This is a genomic window from Shewanella cyperi (genome assembly GCF_017354985.1).
GTDB classification, from domain to species: domain Bacteria; phylum Pseudomonadota; class Gammaproteobacteria; order Enterobacterales; family Shewanellaceae; genus Shewanella; species Shewanella cyperi.
This window is the reverse complement of record NZ_CP071501.1, coordinates 2,462,630-2,480,189: the sequence shown is the minus strand read 5'-3', so window position 1 is coordinate 2,480,189 and position 17,560 is coordinate 2,462,630. Positions and strand designations below refer to the sequence as shown.

The following is a 17,560-nucleotide window of genomic DNA, read 5'->3' as shown; positions in this document are numbered from 1 at the left end:
AAATAAAACGCCCGGCAAGCCGGGCGTTTTTAATGCAGAACTACTGCAAAGTTACTGCAGGTTTTCCAAATCGCTGAACTGGCCCTGGAACAGTACAGAGGACAGGTAACGTTCGGCTGCGGAAGGCAATACCACCACTATGTTTTTGTCGGCGAATTCGGGCAGGGCGGCGATGCGATTGGCGGCCACCACGGCGGCACCGGAAGAGATGCCCACCAAAATGCCTTCTTCTTTCATCAGTCGGTGCGCCATTTCAATGGCTTCGTCATTGGTGACTGTTTCGACCCTGTCCACCAGTTCCAGATCCAGGTTACCGGGAATAAAACCGGCACCTATACCCTGAATTTTGTGCGGTCCAGGTTGCAGTGGCTGACCGGCGAGGGTCTGGCTGATCACAGGCGAGTCTGCCGGTTCCACGGCCACCGAAGTGATGGCCTTGCCCTGGGTCTTCTTGATGTAGCGGCTGACACCCGTGATGGTGCCACCTGTGCCAACACCGGCCACCAGAACATCAACCTGGCCGTCGGTATCATTCCAGATCTCTGGACCCGTGGTCTTCTCGTGAATTTCAGGGTTGGCAGGGTTATCAAATTGCTGCAGCAGCAGGTATTTGTCCGGAGCAGATTGGCGGATCTCCTCAGCCTTTTCAATGGCACCCTTCATACCCTTGGCACCTTCGGTCAGCACCAGATTGGCGCCCAACGCCTTGAGCAGCTTACGACGTTCCAGACTCATGGTGTTTGGCATGGTCAGGGTCAGTTTGTAGCCGCGGGCCGCCGCCACATAAGCCAGTGCGATCCCTGTGTTACCTGAGGTGGGCTCGATCAGTTCTTTGTCCTTGTTCAGCAGACCTTTCTTTTCTGCATCCCATATCATGTTGGCACCGATACGGCACTTGACGCTGAAGCTGGGGTTACGGGCCTCGACCTTGGCCAACACTTTGCCATTGCTGACACGATTGAGGCGCACCAGAGGGGTGTTGCCGATAGTATATGAATTGTCTTCGAAAATTTTACTCATGGATCGCGTGCTCCTATGGCGTTATCCACTAAAGCATAAACGTGAATCGTTCATTTAGAAGTGAATCTTTGTTCTTCTTTATTCTTTTTGGTTATTACGACCAAATCTATTATTCATAATGCCTAATTTGTCTGTCAGACGAATATGTTAGGCTCTTTGCAACAGCAGGATAACAGTGGCATCGGCATCGGGGCCGTAACAGGGAGATATATGCTTAAACGTCTTCAACTCTTTGGCAGTAAAGAGAATAACCAGGTCAAAGATCCTAAAACCATGGTCACCCCCTATGCCTTTAAGGTGGCCGATGAATTGCTGTACATTCCCCTCGCCAGTCCCATGCGCCGTGGCGTTGCCATGGCCATCGATGGTCTGGTCGTCTCTGTGCTTGCCGAACATGCCGGGCCCTTGTTTATGCTGTTGCTGCTGGCGGCGGTTTTCTACGTCAGCAAGCATCAGGACAAATTGGGGTTGTGGGCCAAGCGCATCATTTACGCGATTTTATTGGTGGGCTTGCTCTGGTCCACGGGCAATGTGTTCAGTCCGGACTCTCCCAAGACCCAAGCCGGTAAGGGAATAGCGGCCCTGGCGACCGCACCGGCCCTGATTCGTCTGGCGAATTGTGAGGACATGGTTTGCGCCAGGGAAAAGGGCGCCATGTTGACCGACCTGCTGCAGGAGCAGCAAATCAACCGTCCCGAAGCCGAAGCCATGTTGTATGAGGTTCTCGATGAGCTGCCGCTGACGGATACCGACAAGGCGCTGCTGCGAGCTGAATTAACGCCGAAATTGTCCGGGTTGCTGACAAGCGAACCGGCCGCGGGTAAGGATGACACCGCCGGCATGCCCGCAGTTGCAGGCACTGAGGCCGGTGACGAGGAGTCCGCCAAGTCCGCCAAGTCGCGGGTAGTGGCGGGGGATATAGAGCAGAAGGATCCCTACAGTGTGTTAGGCTGGTTAAAGGGCGCCATGAACGATCTGGGCCTGGGTTTTGGTTGGGCGGCATTTTATTTCACCGTCTTTACCGCTTGGTTCGATGGCCAGACCCTGGGCAAGAAACTGACCGGGATCCGGGTGATTTCCCTGGCCGGCAAAAAACTCGGATTCTGGGATGCCTTCGGCCGCTACGGTGGTTATGGTGCCGGTTTTGCCACGGGGTTAATGGGCTTTTTGCAGATTTTTTGGGATGCCAATCGCCAGGCCATCCAGGACAAGATAGCCGGTACCGTGGTGATAGATTTGCTGCGCCCCAGGTATACCCCTGATGGGGTGGATTCCGGCACACCGGCCTCGGCTAATGCAGGCAATGGCGGCAAAGCTTCTGCCGATCGAATAGCAGACAAGAGTGACAACTAACCAAGGTGGCTCAAATGGATAGCATAGTGATTTCCGGCAGTGGCCTGTTTACGCCGCCCAATGGCATCAGCAATGAAGAGTTGGTCGCCAGTTATAACGCCTATGTGGATCAGTACAACGCCGAACACGCAGGTGAAATCGCCATGGGACACCTGGGGGCGCTGGCTTACTCCTCCAGCGAATTCATCGAAAAAGCATCGGGCATCAAACACAGGTACGTGATGGTCAAGGATGGCATATTGGATCCCGAGATCATGATGCCGCTGATCCCGGAGCGCAGCCCCGAAAGCCTGTCATTGCAGGCGGAGATGGGACTGGCGGCGGCGCGGATGGCTCTGGAAAGCGCTTCGCTGGCCGCCCATGAAATAGATTTGGTCATAGTCGCCTGTGCCTATACCCAAAGAGCTTACCCCGCCATTGCCATTGAAATTCAGCGGGAGCTGGGATGTGCCGGCTTTGCCTACGATATGCAGGTGGCCTGCTCCTCTGCGACCTTTGCCCTGGCCGCAGCCAGGGGCGCCATCCTTGGCGGCAGCGCCTTGCGGGTACTGGTGATCTGCCCCGAAATTTGCTCGGCGCAAATCAACTATCGCGACCGTGACAGCCATTTTATCTTTGGTGATGTGGCCACGGCACTGGTGGTTGAGAGTGCCGCCCAATGCCGTGCGCCCCAGGCTTTTGAGATCCTGGGTCACAAGTGCAAAACCGAGTTTTCCGGTAATATCCGCAGCAATTTTGGTTTTCTCAATCGCTGCGATCCCGCCAGCGCCCATGCCCCCGACAAGCTGTTTCACCAACAGGGGAGAAAGGTGTTCAAGGAATTATTGCCTATGATTTACCAGCATCTGGATGGGCAGCTGGACGAGCTGGGGTTGACCGCCAATGCCTTCAAGCGCCTGTGGTTGCACCAGGCCAACATCAATATGAACCAGTTTGTGGTGAAAAAACTGCTGGGCGAAGAGGTGAGCCCGCTGACCGCGCCCGTGGTGCTCGATCAGTACGCCAATACCGCGTCTGCCGGCTCAGTTATCGCCTTTCACAAGTATCGCGCCGATATGCAGGCGGGCGATCTGGGTCTGCTGTGCTCCTTCGGTGCCGGTTATTCCATTGGCAGTTTGGTTTTAAAAGCAATTTAGTAGGCAACAAAATGCGCATATTAATTATCGAAGACAGTAACGTACTTGCACGCGTGCTTCAATTTATGTTGAAGAAGCAACACGATTGTATTATCGACATAGCGCCAGATCTTGCAACAGCTAAAACGTTGTTTGAAATAAATGATTATTTTGTTGCAATTACAGATTTAAGATTGCCAGATGCGGAAAACGGCGAAAGTGTCGAGTTGGTATTGGGAAACGGAATTCCTTGTATAGTGCTAACCGGTTCACTTGATCATAAACAAAGGCAACGCCTTCTTCAGATGGGTATAGTTGACTATGTATATAAAGAAAATAAGTTTAGTTATGAGTATGTAGTAAAACTGGTTAGTACATTACAGAGAAATATAGATACAAAAGTATTGGTGGTTGATGATTCGATTGTCAGTAGGAAAATTTTGAAAAACTTGCTTAAACAACAGCTTTTTGATGTTGTTGATGTTGATAGTGGTGAGAAAGCATTGACGCTATTGCAGGACTTGTCTGGGATAAGATTGTTAATTACCGATTATAATATGCCCGGAATGGACGGTTTTGAGTTAATTCTAAGAGTGAGAGAAAAATTCAGTAGGGAAGAACTGGCTATTATTGGTCTTTCAAACGAAGGAAATGAGTCTCTGACGGCCAGGTTTATTAAGAATGGTGCTAATGACTTTTTGCAGAAGCCGGTAGTGCATGAAGAATTTTTGTGTCGAGTTAACAACACGCTTGACTCGCTGGATATGATTAAAAAACTCTGGGAGTTGGCAAATTTAGATTACCTCACTGGAATATTTAATCGTCGCTATTTCTTGAGCAAACTAAAAGAGTTGTGGGGAACTGAAAGCTACCAGGGCGTTGATATGATTTCCTTTGTCAAATAGATAATAGTGTCCTTACCGGAGGGCCAAAAACGCTCCGGTAAGGACACTCTGGCAGACGGGCTTGGGCGAGTAAGTGTCGGCGGTTGACCTTGCTGATATCCGCGAGTTTGGTTATTCGCATTACTTGTGTTCGCCGTTGGAGCCTTGCCTCAGTCTAGGAGCGCGGATGTGACCGCTTAACGCCCTCGAGGGTTGCTCGCACCGCTGCCGCAGCCCGGTACTGCCAGAGTGATTGCTTAAATCAGCTTCAGAACGCTTGTATTGGTTTCTCGGCGTCAAAGCCCTGCGCCAGGTCCCAGATGTAACCGGTCAGCTCCCGTGCCACCGCAGTGACCACCTTGTTGTACTCTTTGCCCCGCGCCTTCAGGGCATGGAACCGTCGGCACAGGCGTTGCTGCACTTCCCAGGAGCGGGTTTGCAACTTGATGGAATGCGCCTGCTGACGACTTTCCAGCTCCCGCGAGACCCGGGCTGGAAATCGATAGGCCCACGCCGATTCGATTAAGATGCGCCTGGCATGACCATTGCCACATTTGGTGATACCACCCCTTCGTTCCCGCTGGCCACTGGAGCGTTCACTGGGTGTCAGGCCGACAAAGTTCATTAAGGAACGCGGCGAGGCAAAGCGCCGCAGGTCACCCAGCTCGGCCAACAAGGTCATGGCGGACAGAAAACGCACGCCCCGCAGCACCGTCAGGCGCTGCACCAGCGGATACCAGCGCCAGCTTTCAGCCAGGCTTTGCAGTTCTAACTCCAGCCGCTGCAAGCGCTCATAGCGCTCGGTCACGGTGTGGATGTAATGCTGGAAGGTAATTTTGCTGGCACTTTCCGGGAAGCTGATATCCGCCAGATGACGCCGATAGGCTTCGGTCCAGTGTTGGCGACCGCTGCAGGGGTGGCCATGACGCAGCAGGAAGGATTTCAGCCGTTGCCGCGCCTGACGCAAGTCGAGCATGGCATCCTCCCGGCAGCGGATAAGGTCGCGGATGGCCTCGTCCCGTTCGTCCGGAACATAGATAGACTTCAAGTCACCACTGCGGGCCAGTCTGGCCAAGGTCATGGCATCGCGTTTATCGGTTTTGACCCGGTCTCCCGGGGCCTTGGGGATGAGCGCCGGCGCTACCACCCAGCATTCAATGCCACGGCGCAACAGATGACGATAGAGCCAGAAACCGCAGGGACCGGCTTCATAAATGACGCACAGCTTGCTGGCTTTGGCTGTTTGGTTTTTAAAGAGTTTATCAAGTGAACGCAGGTTGGTTGGAACAGTGCCATGGTAGTGCACTGTGTCAGCCGGCTTATCAGAAACCCAGGCCACGTCAGTGGTCTCCTTGTGCACGTCCAAACCGATAAAAAGTGTGTTAGCTTTAGACATGTCGGCCTCCTGTGATTGTTTGCCTATTGGATCAACAAACAGTGTGGCTCTGGTTTAACTAACCCACGAGAAAACACGGAGGCCGACACCTGCACAGGGAATCATTATGTCTATTATTTCTGTTGCAATGCTGGATATAGACTTCTTTAAACGCGTGAATGACACCCATGGTCACGACATTGGAGATATTGTTTTAAAAGAGTTTGCTCATCGTCTTAGCAATAAATTTAAACAAGATTGTATAGTAGCGCGTCTGGGGGGAGAAGAGTTTGTTGTTGCGATGCCCGGGGTTGAATGTGATACGGCGACTTCATTAATGGAAGAGTTTAGAGAGTCATTACTAACGTTGCCATTTATTATTGATGATATGCAATTGGATATCAGTTCCAGTATTGGTTTGGCAGTGACTGAAGTTGGTAAATCTGCTTCTATGATTGAGGATTTATTAAAGAGTGCTGATCTTGCATTGTATCGAGCTAAATCAGAGGGGCGAAATAAGGTATGTGTTGCCTCTTAAAAATTGGTAATCAATTGATATAAAAGTGGAAGGGGAATTATATTCCCCATCACAAATATTTTATTTTAGTTTCGTATCACTGATATTACTTCAAAGTGCCCAGGCGTAGCTCAGCTTCATAAACACTGTCTGATCGGTACGGCTTAAGCCCGGGAAACTGTCATCGGCGGACATGGCATCCGAGTATCCCAGGTAGAAGACACTGAAGGGATTGAGCTTGTAACCGTACAGGAGTTCTGTGCCAAGTTGCTGCGACAGGCGGTCGGGTGTGAAGTACAGATAACGCGAGGGTTCCCGTTTGACATGGGTATAGATGGCCGACAGCCGGATAAAGCTCTCTATACTCAGTTGCCAGTTGAGACGCAGATCGCTCAGATTGGCGGTAAACAGGCGGCCCTCATCCACATCCAGAGTCTGGAAGGTGTGAGCGATTTTCAGTGACAGCCCTTCGGTCAAACGCAGTGTCAGGGTGGGATTAAGGTACAGCTTGCGCCCCAAACGATTATTGGCCTGGTCAATTTCATCGCCAAAGGCGCTGTCCAGCTGGGCAGTGAACCAGGTGAGGGGGCTCATGTTGCCGTAGAACCAATACTGGGTTTCATTGAATTCACGGGTATTGCCCTCAATGGCGAGTTTACTGCCATCCAGACGGGGGCCGACCCGGTCGCGGTTGACCCAGCCCATAGCCAGATAGCTTTGCCAGCCGCCCTGCAGCTCCAGAAAGCCTTCCAGCTCCTGCTCCAGTTGCTCTCCGGCCTGGTTCAGGGTTCTGTCCCAGTCACCGCCGAGTTTTATCTTATTGAAGGGACCGGATTCGGGATACCAGACGTAGTTGCCACCGGTGGTGAATTTGCGAAAGTCCACCTTGTCGACAAAGCCCAGATCGGCACGGAAATCCTCACCTATGTCGATATAGTCGGCAAACAGGTAATAGTTGCGATCGTTGTGTTCGTACTTGATGTTAAACAGGCGGTCGCCAAAACTGTCCTGTTTGCGGCTGCGCAGCACCCGCTCGTTGAGGGCGCAGTTCCCCGGAGCGCAGGCCGAGTCCGGTTCACTGCAATCTTCGCCACGGCAAAACTGTTGGAAAAAATCCTCGGGATAACGGGTATCCGATGCCACCACCTGGGCGATCACAGCATCCTGCTCTGTAAGCTGATACTTGAGATCCACACTTGCCACAGTATTGTGATAATCGCCGGCGGATTTGGTCGTCACCAGGCCACCCAGGGCAAAATGATTGCCGGCGTCAAAGCGGTAACGCCCCGCCAGATTGATGCTTTCCTTATCTATGCTGCCAATTCCCGAACCCAGGTTGCCCGGTACCAGGAAATGGGTCTGGGTGTCATTGCTGCCCAGCAGGGCAAAGGTGTGTTGATCCGTCTTGCTGGTCAGCTTGAGACCGTAATCGGGATCGGCAATGTTGCGGGTGTGCAGCAAGTTAATGCGGGTATCGAAATAGTCCTTGTTGTCGAGAAAGAAGGCGCGCTTCTCATCGTAAAACAGAGCAAAGGTAGTATTCACATCCAGTTGGCCGGCATCGGCCTCCACCTGGGAGAAGTCCGGATTGAGGGTGGCGTTGACCAGGGTCGACGGGGTAACTGCCCAGCGCATATCGAGTCCCGGATCCAGGTCTTTTTCGTCCTGCCACTTGGCGCCATCCTCGGGACCGCGGCTGCGATGCCCCTTGGCCACCAGGGAGGGCGTCAGCTGAATACCTTTACCTTGTTCGGCTTGCTCCAATCCCCGGGCAACACCCAGCTGGCATAACTGGCAGTTGTTGTCTCTGGCTATTTTGTGGGTTGAAAAGCGCATATCCTCGTTGCGGGGATAAAAACGGATCAGCTCTATGCCCCATTCCTGCTCGTCCTTGTCGCTGTCAAAGCTGAACAGCGTCAGCGGCAGTGCCATCTCCACTCGATAGCCGGTGGCCGTGCGTGTGCCGGCGCTGTACCAAATGCCGTCCCAGGCGGCGCTTTCCTGTTTGGTCAGTTCATTCTCTATGGAGTCCAACTGGACCCCGAGCGGGTTGACGAAAAACTGGTACGCCAGCTTGGCGCTGTTGAAGGTGTCGAGCTTGATGCCGATGAGGTCATCGCCCCAGACATCGTCCCTGGCCCGCAGGTGGGCCCGCATTTCGTCGGGGTTGGGGTCTTTGGCCTCAAATGCCACGTAGAGGGTATCTTTACTGGCATAAATAAAGGCTTCGGTGGCCACCGGCGCCGGACCATTTTCGGATGGACGGGTTTCATAGGTAAGCGAGGCGCGTCCGGCCTTGGCCCAGACGGCATCATCCAATTCGCCATCAATATTGGCCGCGGTCTCTATCGTGGGGATCTGGATACTGAACTGGCTGTCGAGGCCTGCATGGGCGCTTGAGGCCGCCAGCGGTAGCAGGCCTGCCAGCAGCGTGCGCCGCCACAGTGAAGTCTTTTTATGAGTCATGTGTTTGATTGTTATCGTTGATTTTATGGCGCTTCAGGAGGAAAGCCATGAGCGCAAAAGTGGGCCCAGTTTAGCGAAAGTGAATCAAGCTGACAGGGGCAATTTGTTACATAAGGTTAATGGCCTGTGTTAGACCGGCCTGTGTCAGTAACACTCTGGCTATTAAATGGATTGCAAAAAAAAGCCGGCAGTGTTGCCGGCATGGTGTGTTATTCGGGGGCTATCACCGGATGGCGATAGGCCTCGCGGTACTTGTCGACCCACATGGCGGTGGCGCCGCAGATGGCCACCGGCATGACGATAAAGTTCACTATCGGGATCATGGAAAACAGTGTCACTGTGGCGCCGAAACTCATGGCGCTGCCCTTGGTGTTGCCCAGGGCAAAGCGCATGTCCTTGAAGGGCACCTTGTGGTTATCAAAGGGGTAGTCGCAGTACTGGATGGCCATCATCCAGGCACTGAACAGGAACCATAAAATGGGGGCAACTGTCTGACCCAAAATGGGGATCCAGAACAGCAGCAGGAACAGCAGGGCCCGCGGCAGGTAATACTTCAGCTTCAGCCATTCGCGGCCCAGGATCCGTGGCAGGTCCTTGATAAGGTCCACAGTGGTCCCTGAATTGAGCGCCTTGCCGGTGAGCTTCTGCTCGACCTTTTCCGCCAGCAGGCCGTTGAAGGGCGCCGACAGCCAGTTCATCACCGAGCTGAACACAAAGGCCATCACCACCAACAGGGTGATAATAGCCAGCGGCCACAGCAGCACATCGAGCCAGCCAAGATAATCCGGCAATTGGGCATCCATCCAGTTAAACAGGGCCTGCAATTCGCCGACGGCAAACCACAGGGCGCCGGCAAACAGCACCAGGTTGATGGTCAAAGGCACAAATACGAAGGTGCGGATCCCCGGCTGGCGAATGAGGCGGAAACCATCCATGAAATAATTGACGCCACTCTTGGCGCCGCGCAGTGTTGCTGTGGGCATGGGACTCACTTTTTATCTACACAAAATCCTGACTGGCATTGTGAGCAAGGGGCGACCGTGAGGCAAGGACCAATTTAGCGCTAAGCCGATAAAAAACGTTACAAAATGCTGGCCGCTTTGGTACAGTTGCCCTCAGTTGAACCATGGGCTTTATTGCTGTAACGCCCCATAAGAACATTCCTAAAAAACAATAGGCAATACCTGCGGGCGACCTGACTGGCACTATGAGACTCAAACAAATCAAACTTGCTGGATTCAAGTCGTTCGTCGATCCGACCAAAATTCCCTTTCCCAATCCCCTGACCGCCATCATAGGCCCCAACGGCTGCGGCAAATCCAACGTCATTGACGCCGTGCGCTGGGTCATGGGGGAAAGCTCTGCCAAGCACCTGCGCGGCGATGCCATGACGGATGTGATCTTTAACGGCTCCAGTGCCCGCAGGCCGGTGTCGGTGGCCGGGGTCGAACTGGTGTTCGACAACAGTGAAGGCCGCCTCGGTGGCCAGTATGCCAGCTATCAGGAACTGGCCATCAAGCGCCAGGTCAGCCGTGACGGGGAGTCCCTGTATTTTCTCAATGGCCAGAAGTGCCGCCGCAAGGACATTACCGATCTTTTTATGGGCACAGGTCTTGGCCCCCGCAGCTACGCCATCATAGAACAGGGCACCATCTCGCGGCTGATTGAGTCCAAGCCCCAGGAACTGCGGGTCTTTATCGAGGAAGCGGCGGGGATCTCCCGTTACAAGGAGCGGCGCCGTGACACCGAAAATCGCATTCGGCACACCCGCGATAACCTGGAACGGCTGGGGGATATCCGCCTCGAACTCGGCAAACAGTTGGAAAAACTCGCCATCCAGGCGGAAGCCGCAAGGCGCTACCGGGAATACAAGCACAGCGAGCGGGAGACCCATGCCCAGTTGCTGGTGATGCGCTATCGGGAGTTGCTGGACAGTGCCGAGCACCTGGGACGGGAACTGGAGCAGATACAATTTCAACTGGATCTGGCCCAGGGCAACAGTACGGCCCTGGAAGCTGAGCTGGCCACCCGTCAGCTGGCGCTGGGCTCTCTGGTGGAAGACGAGCAGCAGACCCTGGAAAGCTTTTATCAGCATGGCACCGAAGTGGCGCGGCTTGAGCAGCAACTGAGCCACCTGGATGAACGCAGTGCCAGCATCAAGGCCGAGCTCGAACGCCTCACCCAGGATGCCAAGGCCCTGGCTGAAAGTCAGCAGCAGGCCAAGGTTGTCCTCGACAATTTGCAGGCCCGCCTGGCCGAAGGTGAGGCCCAACTGGCCCTGGCCACCGAGGCACAGGAAGAATGGCAGGCAAGGCTCGATGAACTGCAGGACAAACTGCATGCCGGCCAGCAGGAGCAATTGGCGGTGCAGCGCCGGGCGGCGGATGCCGCCATGGCCCAGTCCCAGTGCAGCAACCAGCAACAGATGATACGCCAGCGCCTGGAGCAATCGCGCCAGCGCTGTGAGGAATATCGCCAGCAACAAGCTGCATTGCGTCACGGCGGGCACGCCGTGGCCGACAATAACGGCCTTATGGCACTTGAGACCGAACAGCAATTGTTGCTGGAGAAAAAAGCCCTCGCCGCCGAGGCCCTGGAGGATGCGCAATTGGCGCTCAGCCGCCATGAGCAAGCCTTGGCTGAGTCCAATGAGGCCGTCAGCGGCGTCTCGGCGCGCCTGACCCTGCTGCAATCCTTGCAGGCCCCTGAGCCGGCCGAGGGCCTTGATGCCCTGTGGCAAGTCCTGGAGGTTGAGTCCGGCTGGGAACGGGCGGTGGAGGCCTTGCTGGCACCCTTGCTCTCCAAGGCCGTGACGGAACAGCATGATGACGGTTTCATGCTGGGGCCAATTGTTCACTTTGGGCCCGTCAGCGCTCCGGTTAATCTCGCGCCCTGGTTGGCACGGGTTGAATTTGTTGAGGATGCGTCGGCGGCGCAGGCCAGATTGTCCTCGCTCCCCAAGGATGCCCTGCTGGTGACCCGCAGCGGTGAATTGCTGGGGCAGGGGTTTTGCCTGCAGCCAGGAGGCAAGGGCAGTGTATCCCTAAAGGCCGAAGCCGAGGCCCTGTCCCGGGAGCTGGAAGAACTGGAGGCCAGGCGCCAACAGCAAAGGCAGGTCCGTGAGCAGGCCATAACAGAGCGGGAGGCGTGCCGCGCGGCAGTGGCATCCACCCAGGGACAACTGGATGAAGCACAGCGCCGCTTGCTGGCCGAGCAGGCAAGGCTCAGTGCCATCAGTGCCCAACAGGAAAGGGACAGTCGGCAGCTGGAATTTCTGGGCAATGCCCTGGCGACCCAGGCCTCGGAGGCCGAGGCGCTGGCATTGGAGCTGGAGCTGCTGGAGGAAAAAGCCCAGTTGCTGGAGGAAGCGCGTGACGGGGCCGAGGCCGAGCGCCACCAGTGCGAGTTGGCTCAAACCGGACTCACGCAGCAGTTTGCCACCCTCAAGGGTCGCGGCGCTGAGCTTGAGCGTCAATGTGCCACCCTGTCGGCCCAGTGCCGTCAATGGCAGACAGAGGCCGCGCTGGCGAGGCAGCAACTGAGCCATGGCGAGCAACGCCAAAGCGAGCTTGTGACCAAGATACACACCCTGGAGCTTGAGCTTGAGCGCGCATCCATGTCGGTAACCACAGAGGGGCGGGCCGCGCTGGAGGATAAGCTTAAGCTGCTACTGGCCGCCCAGCAGCAGCGGCAAACAGCACTGGCCCAGAACCGCGCCGAGCAGGCCGGTATTCAGGAACAGATCGACTCCTTGGTATTGAAGCAAAAACAAGAAGTTGGCAAGATAGAGCAACTTGGTCGGCAATTGGAATCCCTGAAGCTGCGCCGCGAGGGCCTGCGGGGTCAGGCGGACAGCCAACTGGGTTTGATGACAGACGCCGGGGTGCAGCTGGCGGACACGGCACCGGATATTCCCGCTCACGCCACGGTTGACGAATGGCAGGGGCGACTGGAAAAGCTTAGACAGAAAATCAGTCGCCTTGGTGCCATCAACCTGGCCGCCATCGACGAGTTTGACGAGCAGCAGAGCCGCAAGAATTACCTGGATGAGCAGGACAGGGATCTGAACCAGGCACTTGAGAGCCTGGAAGAAGCCATCCGCAAGATAGACAGGGAGACCCGCACGCGTTTTAGGGCCACCTTCGATCAGGTCAATGCGGATCTGGGGCTCTTGTTCCCCAAGGTGTTCGGCGGCGGCAGTGCCTATCTGGCACTGACAGATGATGATTTACTTGAGACCGGTGTCACCATCATGGCGCGGCCACCGGGGAAAAAGAATAGTACGATACATCTGTTATCGGGTGGTGAAAAAGCGCTGACCGCTTTATCATTGGTGTTTGCTATTTTCAGGCTCAATCCGGCGCCTTTCTGTATGCTGGATGAGGTCGATGCACCGCTGGATGACGCCAACGTCGACAGGTTCTGTCGTCTGTTGCAGGAAATGTCCGCCACGGTGCAATTTATTTATATCAGCCACAATAAAATTACTATGGAAATGGCTGATCAACTGGTTGGAGTAACGATGCATGAACCCGGGGTTTCACGCATCGTAGCCGTAGATATTGAAGAGGCGGTGGCCTTGGCCGACGCCGGATAATTTTGGGAATCACAGGGTAACCAATGGAAGATTTGCAACTGGTATTGTTTGTGTTGGGTGCGATCGCAATTATCGCCGTACTCGTGCATGGTTTTTGGTCTATCAGGAAGCAGCAACCCAGATCTATCAAAGAAAGTAGGCCACAGGCCTTTGTGGCGCCGCAGCGCCGGGATGCCGAGGGTTTTGATGCCGATGGCATTGGCGAAGTGCGGGTGCGCAAGGTCAAGCCAGCCGAAGCCCCTGCAGATATTGCAGAACCTGAGTTTGCCCTTGATGCCCAGGCCAGGGTCACCAAGGCGCGCAACCGTCAGGAACCTATGCTCGGTGGCCACAAGGCCGCAACTGGGCCCGAGGTGAAACGTACTGAGCCTGCCATCAGCCAGATGGAGTTGGGGCTTGGCAGCGAACAGCCGCAGCAGGATAGCCTGTTTGCCGAAACCGATGATTGGGATGAGGCAGAAGATGCTCAGGTGGCATTCAGTACCAACGCCACGGCGGCTCAACCTCAGGGCGAAGCAAAGCCAAAGCCAAAGCCGGAGCCTGAACCTGAACCTGAGCTGGGCGAGCCCCGTGACGTGCTGGTACTGCATGTGGTGGCGAGGGAAGGGCAGTCACTCATGGGCGCCGAGCTGCTGCCGAGCCTGCTGACCCTGAACTTCAAGTTCGGCGACATGGACATATTCCATCGCCATGAAGATAACGCCGGCACCGGCAAGGTGCTGTTTTCCATGGCCAACATGCTTAAACCAGGCACCTTCGATCCCGACAATATGGAGCAGTTCACCACCCAGGGTGTGGTATTGTTCATGACCTTGCCCTGCCACGGTGAGGCCTTGATGAACTTCTCCATCATGCTCAACTCGGCCCAGCAACTGGCGGACGATCTCGATGCTCTGGTGCTTGACGGCCAACGCCGTCCCTGGGATGAGCATACCAAGGCCGACTATCTGCGCCGTATCCGGGCTCAAGCCTAATCTAACTTTTTGTTTTATAAATAATTGATTTGTAAACGGGGCCGCGGGAGCGGCCTCATTCATTTGCAATGGAAATTTCTGCCATGTCCGAGTCCAAGACTGTGCTTGACGAGATACTGTCCCTCACCGATACACTTAACCGCCACAATCACGCCTACTACAATCTGGATGCCCCCACCATTCCGGATGCCGAATACGACCGTCTGATGCAAAGGCTCAAGGCGCTGGAGGCCGAACACCCCCAGTGGCAGCAGCCGGATTCACCGACTCAAAGGGTGGGCGGTGAGGCGCTGGACAAGTTTGAGCAGGTCAGCCACCTCAAGCCCATGCTGAGCCTGGACAATGCCTTCAGCGAAGAAGACTTCCTGGCGTTTCACAAGCGGGTGGGCGATCGCATCGGCAGCCCTGTGTACTGCGCCGAGCCCAAGCTCGATGGCCTGGCCGTGAGCCTGCTGTACCGCAACGGCGTGCTGGAGCGGGCCGCCACCCGCGGCGATGGCAGCACGGGCGAAGACATCACCCAGAACGTCAAAACCATTAAATCAATCCCACTGCGCCTATACGGAGACGCGTTGCCTGCTTTGGTGGAAGTGCGCGGTGAGGTGTTTATGCCCAAGGCGGCCTTTGATGCCCTCAACGAGCGCGCCCTTAAGAGCGGCGACAAGCAGTTCGTCAATCCCCGCAACGCTGCCGCCGGCAGCCTGAGGCAACTGGACAGCCGGATCACGGCCCAGCGGGCACTGGCCTTTTACGCCTATGCCCTGGGGGTGGTGCAGGATGAGGCCGGAGCCGCGCTGGAGGTGGCGGACAACCATAAGGGCCAGCTGGAGATCCTCGCCTCCTGGGGCCTGCCGGTCAGCTCAGAGGTGAAACTGTGCCCCACGCCCGAGGCCGTATTTGACTATTACCGCGACATATTGGCGCGCCGTGCCGAGCTGGCGTTCGAAATCGATGGCGTGGTGATCAAGGTTAACGACATGGCGCAGCAGCAGGAGTTGGGCTTTATTGCCAAGGCGCCGCGCTGGGCCATCGCCTTTAAATTTCCGGCCCAGGAAGAAGTGACTGTGCTGGAAGAAGTGGATTTCCAGGTGGGCCGCACCGGTGCCGTCACCCCCGTGGCCAGATTGAAGCCTGTGTTTGTCGGCGGCGTGACAGTGTCCAACGCCACACTGCACAACGCCGATGAAATCGCCCGTCTGGGAGTCAAGATAGGCGACAGCGTGATTATTCGCCGTGCCGGTGACGTTATCCCGCAAATTGTGGCCATAGTACCTGAACGCCGCCCCGATGATGCCCGCGATATCGAATTTCCGAGCCAGTGTCCGGTCTGCGGCTCCTTGGTGGAGCGCCTGGAAGGTGAAGCCGTGGCCCGTTGCAGCGGTGGTCTGTTCTGCGAGGCCCAGCGCAAGGAGGCCATCAAGCATTTTGCCTCCCGCAAGGCCATGGACATAGACGGCATGGGCGACAAGATAGTGGAGCAGCTTATCGACAAGGAACTGGTGCAGAGTCCGGCCGATCTGTTCCGCCTCAACGCCTCCATGCTGACCATGCTGGAGCGCATGGGGATGAAGTCGGCCACCAAGCTGGTGGAGGCCATTGGCCAAGCGCGCCAGACCAGCCTGCCACGTTTTCTCTATGCCCTGGGGATCCGCGAAGTGGGTGAGGCCACGGCCGCCAACCTGGCGCGGCACTTCCTGACCCTGGAGGCCATCCAAGCCGCCGATGTGGACGCCCTGATGCAGGTGGAGGATGTGGGCGAGGTGGTGGCCCGCCATGTGGCCCACTTCTTTGCCCAGCCCCACAACCTGGAAGTCATAGACAAGTTGCTGGCCGCCGGCGTTAACTGGCCCGCCATTGAAGCACCTTCGGCCGATGCCCAGCCGCTCAAGGGCCAAACCTGGGTACTGACCGGCACCTTGACCAGCCTGGGCCGCACCGAGGCCAAGGCAAGGTTGGAGGCGCTCGGTGCCAAGGTGGCGGGCAGCGTGTCGAAAAACACCGATTGCCTGGTGGCCGGCGAAGCCGCCGGTTCCAAACTGGCCAAGGCCCAGGAGCTGGGGGTTAAGGTGCTGGACGAGGATGGCCTGTTGGCGCTGCTGGGCGCCTGAATCCCGGCTACTTGAGATGGGCCGACTGAAAAAAGGGCACTGTAAAAGCGCCACATAAATAGCTGCATGAAAAAACGTCAACCTTAAGTTGGCGTTTTTTTATTGCCAAAGCAAAGATAATAAAATATACAATATCCCGTTAACAATAACATAACAATGGAAGCAAGCCATGTTTAAACATACCTTAGTCTTTTCTACCCTGATGCTGGCACTGGCAAGCAGTGCCCCAGTGGCGGCCAAGGGCCGTCCCGGCAGCGGCGGGGGCACTACGCCGCCGGACGTGAACCAGATCTTGCCGATACGGTTTGAATGCAGTCCTACCATCAAGGTTTGGGCCCAGGACATGACTCAACAACAGCTCATCGACAGCTGCGCTCAGTTGGCGGTGCAGGAGCAGGACTTTCACCAGCGTCTGGCGACCGGTAACCAACCCGTGGCCGATGACTATAACGACAGCCTGAGGGTAGTGGTGTTTGATGACTACAACCAGTACAACACCTATGGCTATGATTTGTTTGGCATCAATACCAACAATGGCGGCATGTATATCGAGGGTAATCCAGCGGATCCGGCCAACCAGGCCAGCTTCTATGCCCACGAGGCCGATTGGCTCAGACCCGAGTTTCAGATCTGGAACCTGCGCCACGAATATATCCATTACCTGGATGGCCGCTTTGTCAGCTACGGCGGATTCAATCATTTCCCATCCAACATGGTGTGGTGGGCCGAAGGTTTGGCCGAATACCTGTCTCTGGGCACAGACAATGGCGAGGCCGTGAGTCTGGCCCAGAATACCCGCCCGTCACGTCGTCCGTCACTGGCGGAAATTTTCCTGACCGATTACCGTGACAGCACAGACCGCATTTATCGCTGGAGCTATCTGGCGGTACGGTTCCTGTTTGAGCAGCATTATACCGAGGTGCTGGCGATGACAGACAAGCTTAAGCAGGACGATTTCAATGGCTACAGTGCCGCCCTTAACCAGATGTCCAGCAACTACGGCACTGCGTTCAGCCAGTGGATTGATGGACTGAGTCCGGCGCTGGCACCCAAGTCCAGTTCACCACAGCGGGAACAGATGTTGCTGCGTCACAGTGAGAGCCATAGACAGGGCCACAATCAGAACCAATAGAGTTCCCCTCGACCCGGCA

The 17,560-nt window shown here is 55.7% G+C and carries 12 protein-coding genes; 8 read left to right on the top strand and 4 right to left on the bottom strand.

The window, feature by feature from the left end; all coding sequences use genetic code 11:
- Positions 1–51 precede the first annotated feature (51 nt).
- On the bottom strand, positions 52–1,020 hold the full coding sequence (cysK, locus tag JYB84_RS10715; protein WP_207320079.1) for a cysteine synthase A: 969 nt from the start codon (positions 1,018–1,020) through the stop codon (positions 52–54).
- Positions 1,021–1,230: 210 nt separating this feature from the next.
- Here cysK and JYB84_RS10710 point away from each other — a divergent pair, with 210 nt between their 5' ends.
- From JYB84_RS10710 to JYB84_RS10700, 3 genes are read left to right on the top strand one after another with little or no spacing between them, the layout of a single operon-like run.
- Positions 1,231–2,373, top strand: a complete 1,143-nt coding sequence (locus JYB84_RS10710; protein ID WP_228290758.1) for an RDD family protein — start codon at positions 1,231–1,233, stop codon at positions 2,371–2,373.
- Between the two features lie 14 nt (positions 2,374–2,387).
- On the top strand, positions 2,388–3,509 hold the full coding sequence (locus tag JYB84_RS10705; RefSeq protein ID WP_207320077.1) for a beta-ketoacyl-ACP synthase III: 1,122 nt from the start codon (positions 2,388–2,390) through the stop codon (positions 3,507–3,509).
- An 11-nt stretch (positions 3,510–3,520) separates the two neighbouring features.
- Positions 3,521–4,393 (top strand): response regulator, encoded by an 873-nt coding sequence (locus JYB84_RS10700; RefSeq protein WP_207320076.1) that lies wholly within the window; start codon positions 3,521–3,523, stop codon positions 4,391–4,393.
- Positions 4,394–4,640: 247 nt separating this feature from the next.
- Here the strand turns inward: JYB84_RS10700 and JYB84_RS10695 are convergent, their stop codons facing one another.
- Entirely contained in the window at positions 4,641–5,768 is a 1,128-nt protein-coding gene (locus tag JYB84_RS10695) for an IS110 family RNA-guided transposase (RefSeq protein ID WP_207319884.1), read from the bottom strand.
- 106 nt (positions 5,769–5,874) lie between these two features.
- Here JYB84_RS10695 and JYB84_RS10690 point away from each other — a divergent pair, with 106 nt between their 5' ends.
- On the top strand, positions 5,875–6,285 hold the full coding sequence (locus JYB84_RS10690; protein WP_207320075.1) for a GGDEF domain-containing protein: 411 nt from the start codon (positions 5,875–5,877) through the stop codon (positions 6,283–6,285).
- A gap of 90 nt (positions 6,286–6,375) precedes the next feature.
- Here the strand turns inward: JYB84_RS10690 and JYB84_RS10685 are convergent, their stop codons facing one another.
- Entirely contained in the window at positions 6,376–8,730 is a 2,355-nt protein-coding gene (locus JYB84_RS10685) for a carbohydrate binding family 9 domain-containing protein (RefSeq protein WP_207320074.1), read from the bottom strand.
- Positions 8,731–8,939: 209 nt separating this feature from the next.
- Positions 8,940–9,713, bottom strand: coding sequence for a sulfate transporter CysZ (cysZ, locus tag JYB84_RS10680; protein WP_207320073.1), 774 nt, complete (start codon positions 9,711–9,713; stop codon positions 8,940–8,942).
- A gap of 224 nt (positions 9,714–9,937) precedes the next feature.
- On the opposite strand from cysZ, the gene JYB84_RS10675 reads away from it, so the two are divergent.
- The 4 genes from JYB84_RS10675 to JYB84_RS10660 all read left to right on the top strand — a co-directional run bounded on the left by JYB84_RS10675 (position 9,938) and on the right by JYB84_RS10660 (position 17,541).
- Positions 9,938–13,327 carry a chromosome segregation protein SMC gene (locus tag JYB84_RS10675; protein WP_207320072.1) on the top strand — a complete coding sequence of 1,130 codons (3,390 nt, stop codon included), beginning with the start codon at positions 9,938–9,940 and terminating at the stop codon, positions 13,325–13,327.
- Between the two features lie 23 nt (positions 13,328–13,350).
- Entirely contained in the window at positions 13,351–14,301 is a 951-nt protein-coding gene (gene zipA / locus JYB84_RS10670; protein ID WP_207320071.1) for a cell division protein ZipA, read from the top strand.
- Between the two features lie 83 nt (positions 14,302–14,384).
- Positions 14,385–16,409 carry an NAD-dependent DNA ligase LigA gene (ligA, locus tag JYB84_RS10665; RefSeq protein ID WP_228290757.1) on the top strand — a complete coding sequence of 675 codons (2,025 nt, stop codon included), beginning with the start codon at positions 14,385–14,387 and terminating at the stop codon, positions 16,407–16,409.
- 169 nt (positions 16,410–16,578) lie between these two features.
- Positions 16,579–17,541: a collagenase gene (locus JYB84_RS10660; RefSeq protein WP_207320069.1), complete on the top strand. Its 963-nt coding sequence runs from the start codon at positions 16,579–16,581 to the stop codon at positions 17,539–17,541.
- Positions 17,542–17,560: the final 19 nt, after the last annotated feature.

What these genes read in the sequence shown, in the direction of transcription:
- cysK (WP_207320079.1), bottom strand. Translation starts at nt 1,020, where the DNA reads ATGAGTAAAATTTTCGAAGACAATTCATATACTATCGGCAACACCCCT.
- JYB84_RS10710 (WP_228290758.1), top strand. Translation starts at nt 1,231, where the DNA reads ATGCTTAAACGTCTTCAACTCTTTGGCAGTAAAGAGAATAACCAGGTC.
- JYB84_RS10705 (WP_207320077.1), top strand. Translation starts at nt 2,388, where the DNA reads ATGGATAGCATAGTGATTTCCGGCAGTGGCCTGTTTACGCCGCCCAAT.
- JYB84_RS10700 (WP_207320076.1), top strand. Translation starts at nt 3,521, where the DNA reads ATGCGCATATTAATTATCGAAGACAGTAACGTACTTGCACGCGTGCTT.
- JYB84_RS10695 (WP_207319884.1), bottom strand. Translation starts at nt 5,768, where the DNA reads ATGTCTAAAGCTAACACACTTTTTATCGGTTTGGACGTGCACAAGGAG.
- JYB84_RS10690 (WP_207320075.1), top strand. Translation starts at nt 5,875, where the DNA reads ATGTCTATTATTTCTGTTGCAATGCTGGATATAGACTTCTTTAAACGC.
- JYB84_RS10685 (WP_207320074.1), bottom strand. Translation starts at nt 8,730, where the DNA reads ATGACTCATAAAAAGACTTCACTGTGGCGGCGCACGCTGCTGGCAGGC.
- cysZ (WP_207320073.1), bottom strand. Translation starts at nt 9,713, where the DNA reads ATGCCCACAGCAACACTGCGCGGCGCCAAGAGTGGCGTCAATTATTTC.
- JYB84_RS10675 (WP_207320072.1), top strand. Translation starts at nt 9,938, where the DNA reads ATGAGACTCAAACAAATCAAACTTGCTGGATTCAAGTCGTTCGTCGAT.
- zipA (WP_207320071.1), top strand. Translation starts at nt 13,351, where the DNA reads ATGGAAGATTTGCAACTGGTATTGTTTGTGTTGGGTGCGATCGCAATT.
- ligA (WP_228290757.1), top strand. Translation starts at nt 14,385, where the DNA reads ATGTCCGAGTCCAAGACTGTGCTTGACGAGATACTGTCCCTCACCGAT.
- JYB84_RS10660 (WP_207320069.1), top strand. Translation starts at nt 16,579, where the DNA reads ATGTTTAAACATACCTTAGTCTTTTCTACCCTGATGCTGGCACTGGCA.